Origin of the sequence: Nonomuraea spiralis, assembly GCF_014648435.1 — a bacterium.
Taxonomy (GTDB): domain Bacteria; phylum Actinomycetota; class Actinomycetes; order Streptosporangiales; family Streptosporangiaceae; genus Nonomuraea; species Nonomuraea spiralis.
Genome location: NZ_BMRC01000019.1, coordinates 79,061 through 101,492, shown reverse-complemented (window position 1 = coordinate 101,492; position 22,432 = coordinate 79,061). Strand labels below are relative to the sequence as shown.

Annotated in this window: 18 protein-coding genes and 1 pseudogene; 8 read left to right on the top strand and 11 right to left on the bottom strand. The window is 71.9% G+C overall.

Translation table 11 applies throughout. The features are described 5' to 3' along the window. Positions 1-39: 39 nt before the first annotated feature. Positions 40-3,204, top strand: a complete 3,165-nt coding sequence (locus IEZ27_RS36375; RefSeq protein WP_229824667.1) for a BTAD domain-containing putative transcriptional regulator — start codon at positions 40-42, stop codon at positions 3,202-3,204. A gap of 285 nt (positions 3,205-3,489) precedes the next feature. Here the strand turns inward: IEZ27_RS36375 and IEZ27_RS54335 are convergent. Continuing rightward, a pseudogene (locus tag IEZ27_RS54335) lies at positions 3,490-3,756 on the bottom strand (histidine kinase); the annotation flags it as partial. A 588-nt stretch (positions 3,757-4,344) separates the two neighbouring features. Between IEZ27_RS54335 and IEZ27_RS36365 the strand changes: the two are divergent. Both IEZ27_RS36365 and IEZ27_RS36360 read left to right on the top strand, forming a co-directional pair. Next, the gene (locus IEZ27_RS36365) at positions 4,345-4,554 is read left to right on the top strand and encodes a hypothetical protein (RefSeq protein WP_189651409.1); all 210 of its coding nucleotides are present in this window, start codon (positions 4,345-4,347) and stop codon (positions 4,552-4,554) included. A gap of 131 nt (positions 4,555-4,685) precedes the next feature. Beyond that, a complete protein-coding gene (locus IEZ27_RS36360) occupies positions 4,686-5,825 on the top strand; it encodes a cystathionine gamma-synthase (protein ID WP_189651408.1) in 1,140 nt (379 codons plus the stop codon). On the opposite strand, the gene IEZ27_RS36355 is transcribed toward IEZ27_RS36360, so the two are convergent. Both IEZ27_RS36355 and IEZ27_RS55125 read right to left on the bottom strand, forming a co-directional pair. Continuing rightward, positions 5,822-6,253, bottom strand: a complete 432-nt coding sequence (locus tag IEZ27_RS36355; RefSeq protein ID WP_125636664.1) for a hypothetical protein — start codon at positions 6,251-6,253, stop codon at positions 5,822-5,824. The genes IEZ27_RS36360 and IEZ27_RS36355 overlap by 4 nt on opposite strands. A gap of 10 nt (positions 6,254-6,263) precedes the next feature. Then, entirely contained in the window at positions 6,264-6,389 is a 126-nt protein-coding gene (locus IEZ27_RS55125) for a hypothetical protein (protein WP_260477824.1), read from the bottom strand. A gap of 139 nt (positions 6,390-6,528) precedes the next feature. Here IEZ27_RS55125 and IEZ27_RS36350 point away from each other — a divergent pair, with 139 nt between their 5' ends. Further along, positions 6,529-6,951: a DUF6292 family protein gene (locus tag IEZ27_RS36350; RefSeq protein ID WP_229824666.1), complete on the top strand. Its 423-nt coding sequence runs from the start codon at positions 6,529-6,531 to the stop codon at positions 6,949-6,951. A gap of 89 nt (positions 6,952-7,040) precedes the next feature. On the opposite strand, the gene IEZ27_RS36345 is transcribed toward IEZ27_RS36350, so the two are convergent. The 3 genes from IEZ27_RS36345 to IEZ27_RS36335 all read right to left on the bottom strand — a co-directional run bounded on the left by IEZ27_RS36345 (position 7,041) and on the right by IEZ27_RS36335 (position 11,246). Further along, entirely contained in the window at positions 7,041-9,008 is a 1,968-nt protein-coding gene (locus IEZ27_RS36345) for a vWA domain-containing protein (protein ID WP_189651461.1), read from the bottom strand. A gap of 37 nt (positions 9,009-9,045) precedes the next feature. Then, positions 9,046-9,792 carry a hypothetical protein gene (locus tag IEZ27_RS36340; protein ID WP_189651407.1) on the bottom strand — a complete coding sequence of 249 codons (747 nt, stop codon included), beginning with the start codon at positions 9,790-9,792 and terminating at the stop codon, positions 9,046-9,048. A gap of 62 nt (positions 9,793-9,854) precedes the next feature. Further along, positions 9,855-11,246, bottom strand: coding sequence for a sigma 54-interacting transcriptional regulator (locus IEZ27_RS36335; RefSeq protein WP_229824665.1), 1,392 nt, complete (start codon positions 11,244-11,246; stop codon positions 9,855-9,857). A 172-nt stretch (positions 11,247-11,418) separates the two neighbouring features. Between IEZ27_RS36335 and IEZ27_RS36330 the strand changes: the two genes are divergently transcribed. Further along, on the top strand, positions 11,419-12,600 hold the full coding sequence (locus IEZ27_RS36330; protein ID WP_229824679.1) for an FIST signal transduction protein: 1,182 nt from the start codon (positions 11,419-11,421) through the stop codon (positions 12,598-12,600). Further along, on the top strand, positions 12,597-13,559 hold the full coding sequence (locus IEZ27_RS36325; protein ID WP_189651404.1) for an ROK family protein: 963 nt from the start codon (positions 12,597-12,599) through the stop codon (positions 13,557-13,559). Before IEZ27_RS36330 ends, IEZ27_RS36325 begins: the two co-directional genes overlap by 4 nt. Before the next feature lie 39 nt (positions 13,560-13,598). On the opposite strand, the gene IEZ27_RS36320 is transcribed toward IEZ27_RS36325, so the two are convergent. The 4 genes from IEZ27_RS36320 to hppD all read right to left on the bottom strand — a co-directional run bounded on the left by IEZ27_RS36320 (position 13,599) and on the right by hppD (position 17,546). After that, positions 13,599-14,228, bottom strand: a complete 630-nt coding sequence (locus tag IEZ27_RS36320) for a hypothetical protein (protein WP_189651403.1) — start codon at positions 14,226-14,228, stop codon at positions 13,599-13,601. Beyond that, entirely contained in the window at positions 14,225-14,770 is a 546-nt protein-coding gene (locus IEZ27_RS36315) for an RNA polymerase sigma factor (RefSeq protein WP_221762266.1), read from the bottom strand. The genes IEZ27_RS36320 and IEZ27_RS36315 overlap by 4 nt, the downstream gene beginning before the upstream one ends. 73 nt (positions 14,771-14,843) lie before the next feature. Continuing rightward, on the bottom strand, positions 14,844-16,250 hold the full coding sequence (locus IEZ27_RS36310) for a M1 family metallopeptidase (protein ID WP_189651402.1): 1,407 nt from the start codon (positions 16,248-16,250) through the stop codon (positions 14,844-14,846). A gap of 186 nt (positions 16,251-16,436) precedes the next feature. Then, positions 16,437-17,546, bottom strand: coding sequence for a 4-hydroxyphenylpyruvate dioxygenase (gene hppD / locus IEZ27_RS36305; RefSeq protein WP_125636671.1), 1,110 nt, complete (start codon positions 17,544-17,546; stop codon positions 16,437-16,439). A gap of 103 nt (positions 17,547-17,649) precedes the next feature. Here hppD and IEZ27_RS36300 point away from each other — a divergent pair, with 103 nt between their 5' ends. Together IEZ27_RS36300 and IEZ27_RS36295 are read left to right on the top strand one after the other, a co-directional pair. After that, complete coding sequence (locus IEZ27_RS36300) at positions 17,650-18,129, top strand: Lrp/AsnC family transcriptional regulator (RefSeq protein ID WP_125636672.1); 480 nt, start codon at positions 17,650-17,652, stop codon at positions 18,127-18,129. A gap of 218 nt (positions 18,130-18,347) precedes the next feature. Further along, entirely contained in the window at positions 18,348-20,396 is a 2,049-nt protein-coding gene (locus IEZ27_RS36295; protein WP_229824664.1) for a transglycosylase domain-containing protein, read from the top strand. Between the two features lie 32 nt (positions 20,397-20,428). Here IEZ27_RS36295 and IEZ27_RS36290 read toward each other — a convergent pair whose 3' ends face one another. Continuing rightward, positions 20,429-22,387, bottom strand: coding sequence for a thioredoxin domain-containing protein (locus tag IEZ27_RS36290; RefSeq protein WP_229824663.1), 1,959 nt, complete (start codon positions 22,385-22,387; stop codon positions 20,429-20,431). Between the last annotated feature and the right edge of the window lie 45 nt (positions 22,388-22,432).

Genomic DNA, 22,432 nt, shown 5'->3' with positions numbered 1-22,432 from the left:
TACGGAAATCCTTACGGCCCGCTACGGGTTAGGTGATGCATGGTGCGATTCGGGGTGCTCGGCCCGCTGGCCGCGTGGACGGACGACGGCGCGGAGATCCACGTCGCCGAGCCCAAGGTCCGCGCGCTCCTCGCCGGCCTGCTGGCGGCCGGCGGCGGCCCGGTCTCCGCCGACCGGCTGATCGACGACCTGTGGGGCGACCGGCCCACCCGCAACCCCGTCGGCACCCTCCAGGCCCGCGTCTCCCAGCTCCGCCGCGCGCTCGGCGACCCCGCCGCGGTCCTGCGCGGCCCCGCCGGGTACCGGCTGGCCCCCCACGACTCCGACGCCGCCCGCTTCCGCGCCCTCGCCGGCCGCCGCGGCGCCGCCCCGCGCGAGCGGGCCCGCGAGCTCGACCAGGCGCTCGCGCTGTGGCGCGGCCCGGCCTACGCCGACTTCGCCGACGAGGAGTTCGCCCGGCCCGAGATCGCCTTGCTGGAGGAACTGCGCCTGTCGGCCCTGGAGGAGCAGGCCGAGGTACGCCTGGCGCTCGGCGCGGACGTCGACCTCGCCGCCCTGGTCGCCCGGCACCCCCTGCGCGAACGGCTGCGCGCCTCGCACATGAAGGCCCTGTACCGCGGCGGCAGGCAGAGCGAGGCGCTGGCCGCGTACGAGGAGTTGCGTGTCCGGCTGGCCGAGGAACTGGGGCTCGACCCGTCGCCGGAGCTGGCCGCGCTGCACGGGGCCATCCTGCGCCAGGACCCGGGGCTGAGCCTGCCGCCGCCGTCCGCCTCCAACCTGCCCGCCCCGCTCACCGGGCTGATCGGCCGGGACGCCGACCTCGCCGAGGTCATCGGCCTGCTGGCGGGCTCGCGGCTGGTGACGCTGACGGGGTCGGGCGGCGTGGGCAAGACCCGCCTCGCCCTCGCCGCGGCCCGCAGGTTGGCCTTCCCCGACGACTCCGATGTCCCCGGCGACCGGACGGGCGGGTTCGCCGACGGGGTGTGGCTGGTGGAACTGGCCGGGGCCGCGGACGTGGCCGAGGCGGTGGCGGCCGTGCTGGGCGTGCGCGACGACGACTCCGTGCCGCTGCCGTCCAGGCTGGCGGGGGTGCTGGCGGGCCGGGACGCGCTGCTGGTGCTGGACAACTGTGAGCATCTGGTCGAGCAGGTCGCCGCGCTGGTCTCGGTGTTGCTGCGGTCCGCGCCCGGCCTGCGCGTGCTGGCCACCAGCCAGGAGCCGCTGGGCGTGTCCGGCGAACGGGTCCGCGTCGTCCACCCGCTGGCCGAACCCGACGCCGTACGGCTCTTCGCGGCCCGCGCGGACGTCGAGCCCGGCCCGACCGTGGGCGTCATCTGCCGGCGGCTCGACGGCATCCCGCTGGCCCTGGAGCTGGCCGCCACGCGGGTGCGCGCGCTCGGCGTACAGGAGCTGGCCGCCCGGCTGGACGACCGGTTCAGGCTGCTCAGCGCCGGCATGCGGGACGCCCCGGCCCGGCAGCGCACGCTCCGGGCCACCATCGACTGGAGCTGGGAGCTGCTGTCCGCCGACGAGCGCGCCGTGCTGCGGCGGCTGGCCGTGCACGCCGACGGCTGCACGCTGGAGGCCGCCGAGGCGGTCTGCGCCGAGCCCGGCGTGGACGTGCTCGACGTGCTGGCCAGGCTCGTGGACCGGTCGCTGGTCGTGGTGGCCCGCGGTCCCCGCTACCGGCTGCTGGAGTCGGTGACCGCCTACTGCCTCGAACGGCTGCGCGAGGCCGGGGAGCACGACCTGCTGCGGGAACGGCACGCCCGCTACTACACCGAGCTGGCCGCCCGCGCCGAGCTGCGCGGCCCGCGCCAGCACGAGTGGCTGGACCGGCTGGACGCCGAGAGTGCCAACCTCCGGCTGGCCCTGTCCGGGCCCGAGGCCCTGCGCCTGGCCAACGCGCTGGCCTGGTACTGGATCCTGCGCGGCAGGCTGCGCGAGGCCCGCAGGTCGCTGGCGGCGGCGCTGGCGGCGGGCGGCGAGGAGAGCGCCGCGGCCCTGGCCTCGGTGTGGCTGGCCGGGATCGGGCTGCTGCTCGGCGAGCCCACCCCGCCGGTACGCCGGTCGGGGCTCGACCGGGCGGGGGCCGCGCTGGCCGACTGGTTCCTGAGCTTCACCCGCTGGGCGTACGGCGACCACGCGGCGCACCGGGCGGCGGCGGGCCGGGCGCTGGAGGCGTACGAGGAGCTGGGGGGCCGGTGGGGGACGGCGGCGGCGCTGTGCCTGCGGGCCAAGCTCGCCGTGGGACGCGGCGAGCTCGCGGCGATGGAACGCGACGGCGAACGCGGCCTGGCGATCTTCCGGGAGCTGGGGGACGAATGGGGGCAGGTCGAGGCCATGGACGTCCTCGACCGGCTGGCCGAGATCCGCGGCGACTACGAGCGGGCGGCCCGGCTGCGGCGCGAGGGGTTGCGGCTGGCCGAGCGGCTGGGGTTCGACGTGTCGTTCAAGCTGGCGGCGCTCGGGCGGCTCGCGCTGCTCGCGGGCGACTACGAGGGCTCCGACGACTACCACGGGCGGGCCAGGCGGCTGGCGGTGGCGCAGGCGTACCGGGCGGCGGAGGAGAACGCGCTGCTCGGGCTGGCCATGAGCGCCCGCAGGCAGGGGCGGTACGAGGAGGCGGAGTCGTACCTGCTGCCGGCGCTCGACTGGCTGCGGAAGGTGCGCGGGACGCCCGGGGTGGCGTTCGTGATGGCCGAGTGGGGGTTCGTGGCCGAGCAGCGCGGCGACGCGGAGACCGCGCTGTCCCGCCAGCGCGAGGGGTACGGGTGCGCCCGCGCGACGGGCGACCCGCGGGCCGTCGCACTGGCCCTGGAGGGGCTGGCGGGCGCGTTGTCGATCGCGGGCCCTGAGCGGCTGGAGGAGGCGGCCGGGACACTCGGGACGGCGGCGGCGATCAGGCGGTCCGTCGGCGCGCCCCTGCCCGCCGGGGAACGCCTCGACGTGGACCGGATCACCGCCAGACTGCGCGCCGCCCTCGGCGAGCAACACTTCGAACGCTCCTTCGCCTCAGGTGAGGGGCAACTCGGCGACCACCTCCCGCAGGCTGTCGGCTCAGGGCAGGGGGAACTCGGCGATCACTTCCCAGGGGCCTTCGGGGGACGGGCCCGCGTAGAGCCGGCCGCCCAGCGCCTCCACCCGCTCGGCCATGCCGACCAGCCCGAACCCGCCGCCCAGCCGGGACACCCGCGGATCTGAGGCGGCCGAGCCGAAGTTGCGCACCCGCAACACGACGACCCGCTCGTACCGCCGCAGATCGGCCTCCACCCAGGCGGCCCGGGTGGCGTGCTTGCGCACGTTGGTGAGCGACTCCAGCAGGACCCGGTGCAGCGTGGTCATCACCTCGGGCGGCAACGTGTGGTCGTCGAGGCCCTGCCCGATCTCGAACGCCACCTTCGGCCCCTCGGCCGAGAAGCGTTCGGTCAGGATCCGCAGGTCGGCCAGCGTCGTGCCGGGTTTGCGGCCCGCCTCGTCCTCGGTGCGCAGCACGGTGACCATCCGCCGCATCGAGGTCAGCGCCTCCGACCCGGCCGTGGCGATCGCGTCGAGCGCGGGCAGCACCGCCTCGGGCTTGTTCTCGGCGACCGTACGCGCGGCCTGGGCCTGGACGACGATGCCGGTGATGTGGTGCGCGACCAGGTCGTGCAGCTCCCTGGCCAGTTCGAGGCGTTCGGCCCGCCGTACGGAGTGGACGGCCTCCGTACGGCGTTCCTGCTGGAAGCGGAGGTAGCCGCCGATGCCCGCGGCCATCGACCAGCTCGCGAACAGCAGGAACGCGAACGCCAGTCCTGCCGAGTGGTAGTCGCGCCCCGCCGACTCGGCCATCAGCACGATCAGCCCGGCGCACGCCAGCACCGCTGCCCGCCGTACCGGCTCCACGTGCCGCAGCACGCCGATGAGGAGGATGAGCAGCGACCCCGTCTCCGCCATGCCGGGCACGCCGGGCGCGTCCACCGACCCGATGGCCAGCGACACGGCGAAGGACAACCCCAGCACCGCGGAGAAGCCTTCGACCCGGTAGCGGCGGCGCAGCACGACGGCCGCGATCCCGGCCGCGCCGCAGCCCGGCACGAGCCACTGGAGCCCCCCGGCGCCCACGGCGATGACCAGGTCGAGCAGCAGCATCATGCCGAGCCAGCCGAGCATCGCGAGCTCGCTCAGCCGCCGTACCCAGTACACGATGCCCTTCGAATCCCCCACGCCATGAGAGTAGGCCGGAAGTCGGACAACTCGTATCAACCGATCGGCCGACCCCGCGGCCGGTGGACCAACCCTTCAGCGGAGGTGGCGGCGGGGGCCGGTCGGCGAAGCTTGGAGACATCGGAAGGGGGACAGGACATGGTTGTCATCGGGTTCGTTCTGCTGGGGTTGGGACTGGTCGTCACGGCGCTGCTCGCGCTTGCCGACCCGGTGCTGCTCTCCCGTATCAACGGGGAGGACGCGGAGGGCGGCAGTGGCCGCCACATCGACGTGGAGGTCGTACGGCTCAGCGCCGCGCCCGCTCCGGCCGTCCCGGCCGGGACGGCGAGCACGCCCAGGGCAGCCTGAGCCTTCGTGAACGTGGCCCGCGCGGCATGGCGTGCGGGCCCGGGGCGGGCGCAGTCGGGGGACGGCCCCGCCTTCGGCCCGCGGTCCGTTGGGGAACGGATCGCGGGCCGCTTTCCGTTAACGTGGGGCATATGACCAACGGTTTTGAGACCCTGGCGATTCACGCAGGTCAGGAGCCCGACCCGCTGACCGGCGCGGTCGTTCCGCCGATCTACGCCACGTCCACCTACAAGCAGGACGGCGTGGGCGGCCTGCGTTCGGGATATGAGTACAGCCGCTCGGCCAACCCCACGAGGACGGCGCTGGAAGAGGCGCTGGCCGCCGTGGAGGGCGGCGCGCGCGGGCTGGCCTTCGCCTCGGGCCTGGCCGCCGAGGACACCCTGCTGCGTACGGTGTGCAAGCCGCAGGACCACGTGATCATCCCCAACGACGCCTACGGCGGCACGTACCGGCTGTTCGCCAAGGTGCACGAGCGCTGGGGCCTGCACTACGACCCGGTCCCGCTGCACGACCTCGACGCGGTGGCCTCCGCCATGACGCAGAAGACGAAGATCGTCTGGGTCGAGACGCCGACCAACCCGCTGCTCGGCATCGCCGACATCGCCGCCCTGGCCGAGCTGGCCCACGAGAGCGGCGCGCTGCTGGTCGTGGACAACACCTTCGCCTCGCCGTACCTGCAGCAGCCGCTCGCGCTCGGGGCCGACGTGGTCGTGCACTCCACGACCAAGTACATCGGCGGCCACTCCGACGTCGTCGGCGGCGCGCTGGTCGCGGGCGACAAGGACCTCGGCGACGAGCTGGCCTACCACCAGAACGCGATGGGCGCGGTGGCCGGGCCGTTCGACGCCTGGCTGACGCTGCGCGGTCTCAAGACCCTCGGCGTGCGCATGGACCGCCACTGCGACAACGCCGAACGCGTTGTCGACCTGCTGCTCGCGCACCCGCGCGTGACCCAGGTGCTCTACCCGGGCCTGTCCGAGCACGCCGGCCACGAGGTGGCCGGCAAGCAGATGCGGCGCTTCGGCGGCATGGTGTCCTTCCGCGTCGCGGGCGGCGAGGCGGAGGCCGTGCAGGTGTGCGACCGGGCCAAGCTGTTCACGCTCGGCGAGTCGCTGGGCGGCGTCGAGTCGCTGATCGAGCACCCCGGCAGGATGACGCACGCCTCGGCGGCCGGCTCGCCGCTGGAGGTGCCGAGCGACCTCGTGCGGCTGTCGGTCGGCATCGAGACGATCGACGACCTGCTCGCCGACCTCAGGCAGGCCCTCGCCTAAGGCGTCGGGACCACCATCAGGAAGAGGATCACCAGCCAGATCACGGCCAGCAGGCCGCTGATCGCCGCGATCCGGCCGAGCTGCACCTGCGCGTCGTCGCCCGCGTCCTCGCTCTCAAGGACGCGGACGGCGGTGCGCAGGTCGCGGTCGATGATGACCAGCAACACGATCGCCACGATGAACAGCGTCATCGACGCCGTCATGTACCACAGGCCGAGCACGCCGTTCCCGACGGCGATGCCCACGGCCACCCCGAACACCAGCACCCCCAGACAGGCGAGGCCGTAGATCCGCGTCGTGCGCTGGATGTTCCGCAGAACGGGCACGTTCTTGTTGCGGATGGCCCGGGGAGCCGCCATCGTCGCGGCGGTCAGCGGGCCGATCGTGAAGATGGCGAAGCCGATGTGCAGCCAGAGAAGCAGGGACATGCGCCTGAGACTAGTCCCCGACGATCTCGGTCGGCGGTTCGACACTCTCTTTAACCTTCGAGGAGCAACGCATGATGAGCTCCGTGGCCGCCACCGCGACGGCCATCAGGATGATCAACAGGATCGTGGCAATCATGGGCTCTCCTCCTTCCCCGTGTTGGACGTGAATATCGTCCGTAATGACTAGACGGACGTGCAACGGAATAAGTTCGCCACGGGTATGGTTGGGAACCGTCGCTTTTTTCTTACCCTTAGGGCACAAGGGGGTGCCGTACGTGGCCATCAGGCACGTCGAGCCGTACACCGACGAGTGGCTGCAACAGCCGGTGGGCTATGTGGAGCGCGTCGTCGACCTGCTCGGAGCCGAGGTGGCCGACTGGTGGGAAGGCCCCTGCGATCCGCGTGACGCCACGGTCAAGCTGGCCGACGGCCACGCGCTGGTGTGGGACGAGGAGAGCGGCTGGCGGCTCGGCCGTTTCGTCTCCGGCGGTCCCGGCGCGCACGCCGAGCTCACCGGGGTGCGTTACCTGGGCCACGGGCTGCTGCCCCGGCCGGAGCGTGTTCCCACGGCTCTCAGCGACGCCAGGGCGGGGGTGGGGGCCAGCTCGGCCTGGCGGCCCTGCTACCGGTCCCACCGCAACTGCCGCGACGGGTTCGACGTCGCCCTCGACTTCTACGCCCGCCTGATCGAGGCCTGACCGGCCCCGGTCGCGTCCACCGGTCGCGTCCAGGTCGCGTCCACCGGTCGGGAACGCCGGCCTGGTTCTCGCAGGCCGGCGTCCGGGCGTCAGCGGGAGCGGCGCAGGCGGAGGAAGTCGCTGACGACGTACTCGCCGAGCCGGTCGGCGCTCGGGGAGAAGACGCGGCCGCCGTTCCTGCGGGCGACCTCGTCCACGAACTCCTTCAGCCGGTCGTCGGCCGCCAGCATGAAGACGTTGATCGTGGCCCGCCGCCGGGTCATCTTGTCGACCTCGGACAACGTCAGCTCAAGCGTCTCGTGCGAGGGCGGCCACTCGAAGGCCGACCTGCCGTTGCGCATCAGGTGGGCGGTCGGCTCGCCGTCGGTGACCACCAGCACCACCGGCTCGAAGTCGGGGTGGCGGTCGAGGTGGCGGCCCGCGATCAGGAGGGCGTGGTGCAGGTTGGTGCCCTGGACCATGTCCCAGTCGAGGCCGGCCAGCTCGTCGGGCTGGAGGACCCTGGCGTAGTTGGAGAAGCCGATGATCTGCACGGCGTCCTGCGGGAACTTGGAGGCCACCAGCGCCTGGAGGGCCAGCGCGGTCTGCTTGGCCGCGGCCCACGTGCCGCGCAGGGCCATCGAGTACGACAGGTCGACCAGCAGGCACACCGCTGCGGCGCTGCGGCGTTCGGTCTCGGCGACCTCGAAGTCGTCGACGGACAGCCGTACGCGGGCCCGCCCGCCCTGCGTCGTGGTCGCCAGGCCGCCGCTGCGCACGCCGTTGACCAGCGTGCGGACCACGTCGATCGGCTGCTCGTCGCCGAAGCGCCACGGCCGGGTGGAGCCCGTCAGCTCGCCGGCCGAACCCGCGTCGTGCTGGTCGTGGTCGCCGCGCCGGCCCGCGTCGAGGGAGGAGAACACCCGCCGCAGCGCGGTCTCGCCCAGCCGCCGGACCGCCTTGGGGGTCAGCTCCAGCTTGCCGCGGCGGCGCAGCAGGTAGCCCTGCTCCTCCAGCTCCCGTTCGATGCGCTTGAGCGCCTCCAGGTCGTCGACGGCCGCCCGGCCGAGTGCCCGGCGTACGGCGGCCTCGTCGATGTCGTCGAGCCGCGCGCCCGGGTAGTCCTGGCGCAGGGCGGTCTCCAGCTGGGTGAGGTCGGCCAGCTCCTCCAGGGCGGTGACGGCGTCGCCCATGGCCAGAGGCTCGTCGCCGGTCAGCCGCTCGGGGTCGTTCCAGGCCAGGTCGGGACGGCGGGAGTGGAGGGCCTCGCCGAGGCGGCGCATCTGCTCGGACAGGCCGGCCTGGTCGAGGGTCTGGTTGATGAGCCCGGACAGCTCCTCGCGCTGGCGGGGGGTCATCGAGGCCAGCATGCGCTGGCTCGCGGCGGCCCGGCGGGCCAGCATGTCGATGAGTTCCTCAAGGTTGCGCGGCTTCTCCGGGAACAGGTCGCCATATTTCGCCATGAAGGCGTCGAAGTCGTGTTGGGTGTGCTCGCCGCGGGTGTCCTTGTCCAGCATGTCGTTCAGGTCGGACATCATCTGCCGGACGCGTTCCATGGCCTCGGGGTCGGGGTTGGCCAGTGCGTCCCGCAGCCCCCTGAACTGGCTGTCGAGCACCTCGCGCCGCAGCAGGTCGCGCAGCTCCTCGAACGTCTGCCGCGCCGCCGCCGAGCGCCACTCGTACGTGCTCAGCTCCTGGATGGCGCTCGCGGTGTCCTCGGGCAGCCCGTCGAGCCCGGCCTCGCGCAGCCGCGCGTCGTCGGACGGGTCGGGGAACAACTCGGCCCGCTCCTGACCGATCGCCTTGTCCAGCAGGGCCCGCGCCCGCTCAAGGGTGCCGTCGAGCCGCCCGCGCTCGCGCAGGTCCCTGCGCCGCCTGCGGACCTCCCGGAGCATGTCGTCGAGCCCCCGCCGGTCCTGGCTGCCGGGCAGACCGCGCTTGAGCAGGTCGCGCAGCGCGTGGACCGGCGTCGAACCGGACAGGATCGCGTCGCCCATCTCGTCGAGGGCCGCGCGTACGTCATAGGGAGGGGCCAGGGGGTCGGGGCCGTCGTGGTATTCGCCGTAGCGGAAGGCCATCACGCTTCCACGCTAACCCCAACCGGCCCCCGCCCGTCTACGGACGCCGGGCCACTTCCCACACCTCGACGGCGCTGTTCGCGTCAGGCGTATAACTGACCTCGACCTGGACGGCACGCCCGGCGCCCTTGAGCGCCTTGGTGAGGTCGGCCGCCTCGCAGGGCTTCGTGCCGAGCCCGCGCTTGTCGACGCCGGACGGCCTGCCCGACACCCACCGGTCGCCGCAGCGGGCCGTGGCCCGGTAGAAGGACGTCATGTACGTGTAGCCCAGCTTGACCTGCCGGCCGCCGGTCCGGAACAGGACCGTCGCGTCGTCGATCCGCTCGACGGTGCCGCGCGCGGTACGCGGTTCCGGCCAGGCGTCGAGCAGGAACTCCTGCGCCTTGACGGCCTTGCCGTCCTGGTACTCCACGCGCAGCGGGACCGCGCCCTCCAGGAGGGTCACGGTGAGCTGGGCCGGCTTGCACGCCGTACGGCCCAGCCCGTCGCGGTCCAGCGCGACCCGGCCCTCGGTCTCCTTCAGGCCGCAGGCGGTCGTCACCCGGCTGTAGGCGGCGCGGGTGTAGTCGAGCTTGAGCTCCTTGGCCCCCGGGACCGGGGTCAGCTTGTAGAGCACGTTGCCGCCGCGCCGGACCTTGGCGGGCTTCATGGGCACGATCCGCAGACTGCCCTTGCCGTCGGCCCAGGCGTATCCGTAGGCGTGCGTGACGGTCGCCGCCCGCGCGGGCAGCGCGAGGCCGCCCAGGACGAGGGCGGCGGCGGTGGCATGGACGAGCAGACGCATGGGCGGTTCCCCCCAGAAGTCGTGAACAACCAAACGTACGACGAGGGAAACCGCCCGATTGTTCACGTCCGGTAGATCGTGACTCCGTCGAGGTCTTCCTTTGACAACCGCCGCATCAGGTAAAGACCCTCAAGCGCGAACTCCAGGGCCGCCGCGGCGTGGCCGGGGGACTCCTCGCCGGCGCCCATGCCGAGCCTGGACATGACCTGGGCCAGGCCGTTGACCGGGCCGATCTGGTGCAGCAGCTCGGCGGCGGCGACCATGTCGCCGGACTCCACCTGGGCGCCCTCGGCGAACTTGTCGGTCAACGGGGCCAGGTCCATGCCGCCCAGCCGGCTCCTGAACGTCTCGGCCGTGGCCCGGCGCAGCAGGTGGGCCAGGATCTCGGTCTCCCTGCCCTCCTCGCTGACCTCGAACTCCACCTTGCCCCGCAGGCTGTGGACCACGCAGGCCAGGTCGCACACGCGCGTGACGGCCTGGTCCTCGCCCTTGATCGCGGACCTGCGTACGGCGGAGGCGGCGGCCGTCTCGGCGGCGGCGATGGAGAAGCGCGCCGACACGCCCGAACGGGCGTCCACGGCCGTGGACTCGCGGACCAGCCGGGTGAACCTGGCGATCACCTCGACCAGGTGCTCCGGCACGTCGGCCCCGATGTCTGGCACCGACTCCTGGCGGATGAGGGTGAGCTCGTCCTCGACCGTCAGCGGGTAGTGGGTGCGGATCTCGGCGCCGAACCGGTCCTTCAGCGGCGTGATGATGCGGCCTCTGTTGGTGTAGTCCTCGGGGTTGGCGCTGGCGATGAGCAGGATGTCGAGGGGGAGGCGCAGGTTGTAGCCGCGCACCTGGATGTCGCGTTCCTCCAGCACGTTGAGCAGCGAGACCTGGATGCGTTCGGCCAGGTCGGGCAGCTCGTTGACGGAGAAGACGCCACGGTTGGTGCGGGGGACCAGGCCGTAGTGGACGGTCTCGGGGTCGCCGAGGGTGCGTCCCTCGGCGATCTTGATGGGGTCGACGTCGCCGATGAGGTCGCCGACAGAGGTGTCGGGAGTGGCGAGCTTCTCGCCGTAACGTTCGTCGCGATGCTTCCACGCCACCGGCAGCTCGTCGCCCAGCTCCCGCGCCAGCGTCTTGCAGCGCGTGCAGGCGGGTGCGTACGGGTGGTCGTTGATCTCGCAGCCCTCGACCACCGGGGTCCACTCGTCGAGCAGGCCGGTGATCGTGCGGATGAGCCGCGTCTTGCCCTGCCCGCGCTCGCCGAGCAGGACGAGGTCGTGCCCGGCGAGCAGCGCCCGCTCCAGGTGTGGCAGAACGGTGTCGTCGAAGCCCACTATGCCGGGGAACCGGGGCTCGCCGGCCCGCAACCTGACCAGCAGGTTTTCCCGGACCTCGGCCTTGACGGTGCGATGAACGTGGCCGCTCTCTCGCAACTCGCGGAGAATACGTGGCTGATGCACGGGATCGAGACTACGTCCCCTGCGCAAAATGCGGCAGAGAGTTTCGCATCTGGCGGAGATTTCGGATCTTGACCTATTGCGTGACGGTTCGTGCGCGTGCTTGTCCCTTTAGTGGGGAGAATCGGGCCTAAGGAACATGGACATGTCGAGGGAGGCGAGACGCGTGGCCTTGCTGACAAGCCGCTTCGCCGACGGCCTCGCGGTGGGGTCCGACCTGGTGGAGGCCGCGGAGAACGCCGTCGGTCAGGCACTGTCGAGGCTCAGCGGCCAAGCCGACCTGGTCTGCTTCTTCATCTGCGGCGAGGATCCCGAGGACGTCGCCAGGGCGGGCCAGGCCGCGATGACGCTGGCGCCCGGGGCGCATGTGATCGGATGCAGCGCCACCGGTGTGATCGGCGACGGGCAGGGGGTCGAGCTGACGCCCGCTGTGAGCGCGTGGGCCGCCACCCTGGAGGGGGCCAGGCTCACCACGTTCGCGCTGGAGACGCTGACGGCCGAGGACCGGTTCGTGGTCGTCGGGCTGCCCGAGCGCACCGGGGACGACCATGTGGCGATCCTGCTGGCCGATCCGTACACGTTTCCGACCGACGCGTTCGTGGAGCGTTCGGTCGACGTGCTGGGCGACCTGCCGCTGATCGGCGGCCTGGCCAACGGGCTTCAGGGCAGAGGGTCCGTACGGCTGTTCGCGGACGGCAAGATCTACACCGAGGGCGCGATCGGCGTCCTGCTCAGCGGGCCGATCAAGATCAGTACGGTGGTCAGCCAGGGCTGCCGCCCGATCGGGCCCAGCATGGTGGTGACGGCCTCGGAGGAGAACCTGCTGCTCGAACTGGCCGGGCAGCCCGCGCTCGCCCGGCTGGAGGACATCGTCAGCGAGCTGGACGAGGACGACCGCGAACTGGTCGCCGCCGGGCTCCAGATCGGCGTCGCCATGGACGAGTACGCCGAACGCCACGAACGCGGTGATTTCCTCATCAGAGGCGTCATCGGCATCGACCCCGAACGCGAGGCCGTGGCCATCGGGGACATCGTGGAGATCGGCCGTACCGTGCGGTTCCAGGTCAGGGACGCGGCCACCGCCGACGAGGACCTGTACGACCTGCTCGACGCCCACCGCGAGGAACTGGGCAAAGTGGACGGCGCGCTGCTGTTCTCCTGCAACGGCCGGGGCTCGGCGATGTTCGGCACCGCCGACCACGACCCGGTCGCCCTGCGCGACACGCTGGGACCGATCGGCGTCGCGGGCTTCTTCGCCGCCGGCGAGGTCGGACCGGTCGGCGGCCACAACCACGTGCACGGGCTGACGGCCTCCGTACTGGTCTTCTCCAGCGCCGCGGAGCCGGAGCTGTCGTGATCCTGGCGATCGACGTCGGCGGGACCAAGATGGCCGCCGGGCTGGTGGCCCACGACGGCACCGTGACCACCTCCAGGCGCGCCGCCACCCCGCAGAACGCCGGCGCCGAGACGCTGTGGAACACCCTCACGGCCCTCGTCGACCCGCTGGCGGCCGGCGCCGAGGGCGTGGGCGTGGGCTGCGGAGGGCCGATGACCTGGCCCGGCGGCGAGGTCTCGCCGCTCAACATCCCCGGCTGGCGCGGCTTCCCGCTGCGCGCCCGGCTGGCCCGCCGTTTTCCCGGTTTACCGGTACGCCTCCACAACGACGCCATCTGCCTGGCCGCCGCCGAGCACTGGCGGGGCGCCGGGCAGGGGAGCGCCGACATGCTGGGCATGGTGGTCTCGACCGGGGTGGGCGGCGGCCTGATCCTGGACGGACGCCTGGTCAACGGCGGCACGGGCAACGCCGGTCACATCGGGCACGTCGTGGTCGAACCGGACGGCGGCCCACTCTGCGGTTGCGGCGGCCACGGCTGCCTGGAAGCGGTGGCCCGCGGCCCCGCCCTCACCACGTGGGCCCTGTCCCAGGGCTGGACCCCCGGCACCCCCCGGGAGGGCGACGAGGAGCCGTACCGGGAGGACCGGGTGGTCACCGGACGGGCGCTGGCGGCGGACGCGGCGGCCGGGGACCCGGTGGCCCTGCGGGCGATGCGGCGGGCCGGACGGGCGCTCGGGATCGCGATCGCCTCCGCCACCCATCTGTGCGACCTGGACCTGGTGACGATCGGCGGCGGGTTGTCCCAGGCGGGCGAGCCGCTGTTCGGCCCCTTGGAGGAGTCGTTGCGGGAGCACGCCCGCATGGGCTTCGCCCGCCGCCTCAAGGTCATGCCCGCCGCACTCGGCCAGGAGGCCGGCCTGATCGGCGCCGCCGCCCTCCTCCTGGCCGGCGACGCCTACTGGACCTCCACCCGCGACTGACCGCCCGCCGGACCTCCACCCGCGATTGACCGCTGGGGGTCAGTCGCTTCCTGTGCGCAGGCCGGGGCCGTCGTCGCCGGTCTCCTGGTCGACGGTGCCGCCGTCGGGCGGCCCGGGCATCGCAGTGGGCTCGCAGGCGGCCACCGCCCCCTCGACGACCTGCAACGACGTCGAGAACGGCGGCGCCTCGGCCCCGCTCCTGTCCAGCGTGACCGCCAGCACGAGCGTCTGCCCCGCCGGGACCTGCCCCTTCGCGATCCGGAAGGAGATCCCGTCCCCGCTCCTGCCGATGCTCGCCTCGAACCGCCCGCCGCCGTCGCCGCCGTGCCGCCCGCGCGGCTCCTTGCAGGTCTGGCCGTACGGCAGGTAGTCCACCACCGCCTTGACCCCGGCCCGGCCCAGCTCGTCCGCCAGCCCGGCGGGGTCCCGGAAGGCGTTGATCTCCACCTCGACCCCGCCGTCGGCCGTCCGGTCCACCGCGTACGCCGGCCCGCCCAGCACCCCGGTGACCGCCACCGCGGCGACCACCGCGACCCCCGCCGCGGCGGCCAGCCCAACGACCCGCCCCCGCCTCCGGGGCCGGTGGGCGGCCGGCGCCACGACCGGGCCGGTCCCGGCCGCCATCTCCTCCTTGAGCGCGCCCAGCAACCGCTCCTCGAACCTGCTCATGCCTGTCCCTCCACGTACACGGCCGACGGCGAAACGACGTCCTCAAGGGCACGCCTGGCCCGGTGCAGCCGGACGCGTGCGGTGACCTGCCTGATGCCCAGGGCGGCGGCGGCCTCGGAGACGGTGAGCTGGTCGATCGCCACGAGCTCCAGGACTGCGCGCTCGCCCTCGGGCAGGCCCGCCATGGCCTCCAGAGCGCCGCGCGTCCGGCGCTCGGCGTCGATCCGCTCCTCCATCCGGACGAGGTCGTCGTCGTCCATCAGCCGCCGCCCGGCGATCCGGCTCGTCGCCTGTGCCTCCCGCGCCGACCTGCGGAACTGGGCCGACACGACGTTGCGGGCCACGCCGTACAGCCAGCCCGTCTCGCTGCCCCGGCCCGGTACGTAGGTGTGGGCCGAGCCCAGAGCCGCCAGGAAGACGTCGGCGGTCAGGTCGGCGGCGAGATGGGGATCACTCACCCGCCGGACCACGAACCGCATGACGGCGTCGACATGGCGGCGATAGAAGGCCTCGAAGGCCATCGGGTCCTCGTTGAGGCGCACTGGCCTCGCTCCCTTCGTCGTTCGCCCTTACACCTCTACTTGGACGGGACGAAGGGATGCGTTTCAGTGCAGGTCAGGCGAGTGTCGGGCGGCGTGGCTGGAAGAGCCAGGCGTCGAAGAGCGGGTCGAGCTCCTTGCCCGACACCTTCTCGGCCAGGTCGACGAACTGCCGCGTCGTGACGTTGCCGTAGCGGTGTTGCGCGGTCCAGGTCTTGAGCAGCTTGAAGAACGCCGGGTCGCCGACGGCCTTGCGCAGGGCGTGGAGGGTCATGCCGCCGCGGGTGTAGACCGACTCGTTGAACAGGTCGCCGGGCTTGGCCCGGCCCGGCGGGTACGCCCACACCGGGTCCTGGGCGCCGCGGTTGTAGAAGTCCTTGAAGATGGCGTCGGCGCTCTTCTTGCCCTTGTGCTCGGACCACAACCACTCCGCGTACGTGGCGAACCCCTCGTTGAGCCACAGATCCTTCCACCGCTTGATGGTCAGGCTGTCGCCGAACCACTGGTGGGCCAGCTCGTGGGCGATGATGCCCTCGTCGGGGTCGAAGCCGCCGTAGAGGGGCTTGGTCTGGTTCTCCAGGGCGTAGCCGGCCGAGTAGTCGTCGACCACGCCGCCGGTCGAGGAGAACGGGTAGGGGCCGAAGACCGTGCTCCAGTAGTCGGTGATCTCGCCCGAGAGGTCGTAGACCTTGTCGAGGCTGGTCTTGAACCGCGGGTCGACCGCCGCGTACGTCGGGATGCCGCCTCGCGAGCGGCCCTCGCGGACCTGGAACTTGCCGATCGTGGCCGTGGCGAGGTAGGTGGCCATCGGGTGCCGCTCGCTCCACCGGTAGGTGGTGCGGCCGCCGGAGGTGGCCGGCGGCGCGGTCTGCTCGCCGTTGGCCACGACGGTCAGGCCGGCCGGCACGGTGACCGTGAAGTCGAACGTGGCCTTGTCGGCCGGGTGGTCGTTGCTGGGGAACCAGGTCTTGGAGCCGTTGGGCTCGGAGGCCACGAACGCGCCGTCGGCGGTCGGGATGAACCCGTAGGTGCCGAGGTTGGCGGTGTCCTTGGCGGGCGCCGGAGTGCCCGAGTAGGAGATCTCCGTGGTGAACGGCGAGTCGGCGACGAGCGGCGCGGCCGGGGTCACGGTCAGCTCACCGCCCTTGCGGGAGAAACGCGCGGGGTCGCCGTCGACGGTGACCTTGGCGACGTCGAGGCCGGTGAGGTCGAGGTTGAAGCTCGACAGGTCCTGGGTGGCCTTGGCGTGGATCTTCGTCACCCCGGTGAGCCGCTTGCTCGCCGGGGTGTAGTCGACGGTCAGCGAGTAGTTGGCGACGTCGTAGCCGCCGTTGCCGTCGCGCGGGAAGTCGGTGTCGCCGATGCCGGGCGCGCCCGCGTGGCGGCCGGCGGCCGCGCGGGGCGGCGGTTCGTCGGTGGGCGCGCACGCGAGCACGCTGACCAGCGCCGCCAGCACGGCCATACTGCGCCTGTTGATTCGCATGCGTGAACGAGCCCCCTTCAACATGTGACCGAAATCTTACTCTGGGTCACACGTGCTCGACGAATCGTCACGCTGAAGGGGGCCGAGCCGGAGGCGCCGGCGGCTGTCCGCCACCGGCGCCCCATTGGTCCAAAAAGTGGTGGTGGTCCCATAAAGTGCAGATCACCCCCACCGGGTCGGGACAAACTAAAGGTTGCCCCTACGTTCCTGCTCGCGCTCGATCGCCTCGAACAGGGCCTTGAAGTTGCCCTTGCCGAAGCCGAGCGAGCCGTGCCGCTCGATCAGCTCGAAGAAGACCGTGGGACGGTCCTGTACGGGCTGGGTGAAGATCTGCAGCAGGTAGCCGTCCTCGTCCCGGTCGACGAGGATCTTGCGCTTCTTCAGCTCCTCGATCGGCGCCCTGACCTGCCCGATGCGCTCCCGCAGCTCGGGGTCGTCGTAGTAGCTGTCGGGCGTGTCGAGGAACTGCACGCCCGCGGCGCGCATGTGGTCGACCGTGGTGAGGATGTCGTTGGTGGCCAGCGCGATGTGCTGCACGCCGGGGCCGCCGTAGAACTCCAGGTACTCGTCGATCTGCGACTTCTTGCGGCTGATCGCGGGCTCGTTCAGCGGGAACTTGACCTTGCGCGTGCCGTCGGCCACGACCTTGGACATCAGCGCCGAGTACTCGGTGGCGATGTCGTCGCCGACGAACTCGGCCATGTTCGTGAAGCCCATCACCTTGCGGTAGAACTCCACCCACTCGTCCATCTTGCCCAGCTCGACGTTGCCGACGCAGTGGTCGACCGCCTGGAAGAGGCGTCCCGTCTTGGTCGTGGGCGGCGCGACGAGCGGCTCGGCCGGCACGTACCCGGGCAGGTACGCGCCCCCGTAGTTGGACCTGTCGACGAGCGTGTGCCGCGTCTCGCCGTACGTGGCGATGGCCGCGATCACCACCTTGCCGTGCTCGTCCTCCAGTGTGTACGGCTCCACCAGGCCCTTGGCCCCGTGGGCGACCGCATAGGCGTACCCCGCCTCCACGTCGGGCACCTGGATGGCCAGGTCGATCACGCCGTCACCGTGCTCGGCGACGTGCCGGGCCATGTCCGTGCCGGGCCGGACCGAGGCCCTGAACTCGAACGTGGCACTGCCCGAGGTCAGGACGTAGGCGACCTCGTCGCGGCTGCCGTTCTCCGGCCCGCGGTAGGCCGTCAGTCGCATGCCGAAAGCGGTCGAGTAGTAGTGGGCGGCCTGCCTGGCGTTGCCGACGGCGAACACCACGGCGTCCATGCCGTTAACCGGAAAGACATCACTCATGCCCCTAACTCTCGATATAGCTGGACGAGTTGTGCAAGAGTTACATGAATGAGTGCACAATCTGCCTACCCTCACAGGGTCGGAGTCGGAGAATCTGTACAGCATGACGATCGATGAACTGGACGCCCGGCTGATCTCACTCCTGACCGCCGAGCCCCGGCTGGGCGTGCTCGAATGCTCCCGCCGCCTGGGCGTCGCCCGCGGGACCGTCCAGGCCAGGCTCGACCGGCTGGTCGCCAGGGGTGTGATCACGGGGTTCGGGCCCGACGTGTCGCCCGTGGCGCTCGGCTACGACGTGACGGCGTTCGTCACCATGGAGATCAGGCAGGTCTCCGGGCACGACCCCGTCGCCCACCGGCTGGCCCACATCCCCGAGGTGCTGGAGGTGCACACCATCACCGGCGGCGCGGACCTGCTCTGCCGGGTGGTCGCGCGGACCAATGCCGATCTGCAAAGGGTCATCGACCAGATCGTGGAGGTTCAGGGGGTGCTCAGGACTTCTTCGATCATCGCGCTCGACACGCCCGTTCCTTACCGAGTGCTGCCATTGGTCGCCGATGTTCCGCGCCGCGGCGGTCGCTAGACGTACCATCGCTAAGGGACGAGGCACCGTTATCGATCGTTTACCCTTGACATTCGCCCAGCTCGCGGGGGTTGGGCGAGGGTGTCTGAAGAGGGGGTTCTCGGATGCGGGGCGGTGGTGGAAAGGGCATGCGAAAACGGCGCGTACTCCGAATTCTGTTGATCTCTTTCGGCGCCGGAATCGTCGTGCTCGCCGGGCTTTTCGCCATTGCTTGGGCGATGACTCCTATTCCCGACAGCACCCAGAAATCGGCCACCGCCGAGGGTTCGGTGATCTATTACCGCGACGGCAAGACCGTGCTCGCCAGGCAGGGCGTCGACCGCAGGAACGTCGAGCTGGCCAAGGTGCCCAAGCACGTGCGCGACGCGGTCATCGCCGCCGAGAACCGCTCGTTCTACAACGACGGCGGCGTCTCGCTCAAGGGCACCGCGCGGGCCGTCTGGTCCACCCTCACCGGGCAGCAGCTCCAGGGCGGCTCGACGATCACCCAGCAGCTCGTGCGCAACTACTACAGCGGCCTCAGCCAGGAACGTTCGGTCACCCGCAAGTTCAAAGAGATCCTCATCGCCATGAAGGTCGACCAGTCCAAGTCGAAGGACTGGGTCCTGGAGCAGTACCTCAACACGATCTACTTCGGCCGCGGCGCCAACGGCGTCCAGTCGGCCGCCCGCGCCTACTTCGGCAAGGACGTGGACAAACTCACCGTCGCCGAGGGCGCCTACCTGGCGGCGGTCATCCAGCAGCCCAGCCGCTTCGCCGACCCCGAGGGCGCCGACCTGGCCGCGGCCCGCTACCGCTGGCAGGGCGTGATCAACGCCATGGGCCAGACGGGCGCGCTGTCGCGCGAGCAGGCGGCCGCCGAGCGTTTCCCGGTGCTCAAGGCGCCCAAGAAGCCGTTCGTGCTCAAGGGCCAGGGCCAGTACATGCTCGACCAGGTCACCGCCGAGCTCAACCGGCGCGGCTACTCCGACGAGGCCATCAACGGCGGCGGCCTGAAGATCGTCACGACGTTCGACAAGAAGCTCATGGCGGCGGCCGAGCAGGCCGTCAAGGACGTCGTCCCGGCCTCGACGCCGAAGAAGGTGCGCACCGGGCTGGCCGCCGTCGACCCGGCCAACGGCGAGGTCGTCGCCTTCTACGGCGGCCGCCACGACCAGGTCGGCGACTACGACAACGCGTTCTCGGCCAAGCGGATGGCGGGGTCGACGTTCAAGCCGTACACGCTGGCCGCCGCGCTCGACAACGGCTTCGACCTGTCCACCAGGGTCGACGGCAACTCGCCGCTGCGCGTGGCCTCCGCCGACAAGCCCATCCCCAACGACAGCGGCCGTTCCTACGGTCAGATCAACCTGGTCAGCGCCACCCAGAACTCCGTCAACACCGCCTTCGTCGACCTCGGCCAGAAGGTCGGCCTGGACAAGGTCGCGGCCGTCGCCGAGGCCGCGGGCATCCCCAAGGAGCAGGTGCAGGGGCAGCAGGCGTACGCGACCTTCCCGCTCGGTGTGTCCTCGGTCAGCGCCGTCCAGAACGCCTCGGGGTTCTCCACCTTCGCCAACAAGGGCGTGCACATGGAGGCCCATGTGGTGAGGTCGGTGACCGACGGCAAGGGCGAGAAGAAGACCGTCAAGCCCGTCGCCACGAAGGTCGTGGGGGAGCAGGCCGCCGCCGACACCGCGTACGCGATGCAGCAGGTCGTCAAGTACGGCACCGGCACCGCCGCCCGCCTCTACGACCGCCCGGTCGCCGGCAAGACCGGCACCACCGACGACTCCAAGAACGTCTGGTTCAACGGTTTCGTCCCGCAGCTCGCCGTCGCCGTGAACATGTTCCGCAGCGACGACAAGACCGTCACCATCCCCGGTTACGGCACGCAGTTCGGCGGCCAGCTCCCCGCGCAGGTCTGGCGGGCGTTCATGACCGAGGCGATGGCGGGCGAGCCCGTCGAGGAGTTCCCCGAGCCGTCCCAGTACGGCTACGAGTCCTCCTACTCGCCTCCCGACCGCAACCGTGACGTGCCGAACGACCGCCCGTACACGCCGCCGGCCGACCAGGGTGAGTGGGGCACCCCCGACCCGGGCCGCAGCGAGGCGCCCTTCGGCGACCAGCCCGCGACCGACGCCCCCACCGACGACGGCTTCGGCGGCGACAACCGCGGCAACCGGCAGGACGAACGCCCCCAGGACGCCCCCACGACGGCCCCCGACCAGCCCTCAGGGCTCCCTGACGAGAGCCGCGACACCCAGGGCCGCCCCTCCGGCACAGGCTGAACCGCGCCCGGAGAGTGACCGGGGGCCTCTCGTCAGGCCCCGGCCGCCAGTTCGGCGCGGAGCGCGTCGACCGTGGTGACCGGCAGGCGGCAGGTGAAGCCCCTGCACACGTAGGCGGCCGGCGCGTCCCCGATCGGCCCGCGGCCTTCGAGCAGCGCCGGGAAGGTCTGACCGGCCTCGCCGGGCGCGACCACCAGCCCCGGCACGTCGGCCAGCAGCGCCTCCCGGTGGAGGGCGGCCGTACGCGGGTCGGCCGGGCTGCCGACGACCGCCACCTCCACGGGCCCGTCGAGCGCCGCGCGGGCCACGGCCAGCCCCCATCCGGCGAACCTGGCATGCCCCTCGGCCAGCACCGACACCGTGCCCAGCGCGGCCGAGGCGGCCTCGCGGTACCGGGCCGCGCCGGTCAGCGCGCCGTAGGAGAGCAGGGCCCCGGCGGCCGCGTACTGGCCGGAGGGCGTGGCGTTGTCGGTGGGGTCCTGCGGACGCTGGAACAGCCGTTCGGCGTCGTCAGCGGTGTCGTAGAAGCCGCCGGAGCCGTCGGAGAAGCGGTCGAGCACGGCGTCGAGCAGCGTGCCGGCCAGCCGGAGCCACCTCGTCGTGCCGGTCACGCCGTAGAGGGAGACCAGCCCCTCGGCCAGGTTGGCGTAGTCGTCGAGCACGCCCGCGTTGGCGCCCGCGCGCCCGTCGCGCGAGGTGCGCAGCAGCCGGCCGTCGGCCATGTGGGTGGTCGCCAGCAGCTCGGCCGCGCCGACGGCGGCCTCGACCAGGTCGGGCCGCTCGAACAGCACGCCGGCCTCCGCGAGCGCCGCGATGGCCAGGCCGTTCCAGGAGGCCACGACCTTGTCGTCGCGGCCGGGCCGCACCCGCAGCTCCCTGGCCGCCAGCAGCCTGCCGCGCACGCCGGCGTAGCGTACGGGGTCCTCGGGGTCGCGCGGGAGCTGCAACACCGACGTGCCGTGCTCGAACGTGCCGGTGACCTCGAAGAGCCCGGCGGCCCAGCGCCCGTCGTCGTCGCCGAGCACCTCGCGCAGCTCCTCGGGCGTCCAGACGTAGAACTTGCCCTCCACGCCCTCGCTGTCGGCGTCGAGGGCCGAGGCGAAGCCGCCCTCGGGGGTACGCAGCTCGCGCAACATCCAGCCGGCCGTCTCCAGCGCCACCCGCCGGGCCAGGTCGCCCCCGCCGGCCTTCCACCAGTGGCTGTAGACCCGCAGCAGCAGGGCGTTGTCGTAGAGCATCTTCTCGAAGTGCGGGACCACCCAGCCGGAGTCGACGCTGTAACGGGCGAAACCGCCGCCGAGCTGGTCGTAGATGCCGCCGCGGGCCATGGACTCCAGGGTCTTGCCGCTCATCTCGCGCTCGCCCGAGCGCAGCAGGAACTCCAGCACCATCGACGGCGGGAACTTCGGCGCGCCGCCGAACCCGCCCGCGACCTCGTCGAACGACTCCCGCAGGTTGGCGACGGCCCGCTCCAGCGTCTCGGCCCCGGGCGTGGCGCCGCGCGGGAACGTGGTGCCCTGGTTGAGCGCCTCGACCACCGTGGCCCCCTGCCGCAACACGGACTCCCGGTCGCCGGTCCACACCCGGTGGATCTCGGCCAGCAGGCGCCGGAAGTGGGGACGCGGGAAGTAGGTGCCGCAGTAGAACGGATGGCCCTCGGGCGTGGCGAACACCGTCATCGGCCAGCCGCCCTGCTGGGTCATGGCCTGGGTGGCGGTCATGTAGACGGCGTCGACGTCGGGGCGTTCCTCGCGGTCGACCTTGACGTTGACGAAGTGCTCGTTCATCACGGCGGCCGTCTCGGCGTCCTCGAAGCTCTCGTGCGCCATCACGTGGCACCAGTGGCACGCCGAATAGCCCACGCTGATCAGCAGCGGCACGTCCCTGCGCCGGGCCTCGGCGAACGCCTCCTCGCCCCATGGATGCCAGTCCACGGGATTGGCCGCGTGCTGCAGCAGGTAAGGGCTCGTGGCGTCGTTCAACCGGTTCATCAGGACCTCCCCAGGCTCACCCTAGCCGCGCTCCCGTACGCCGGC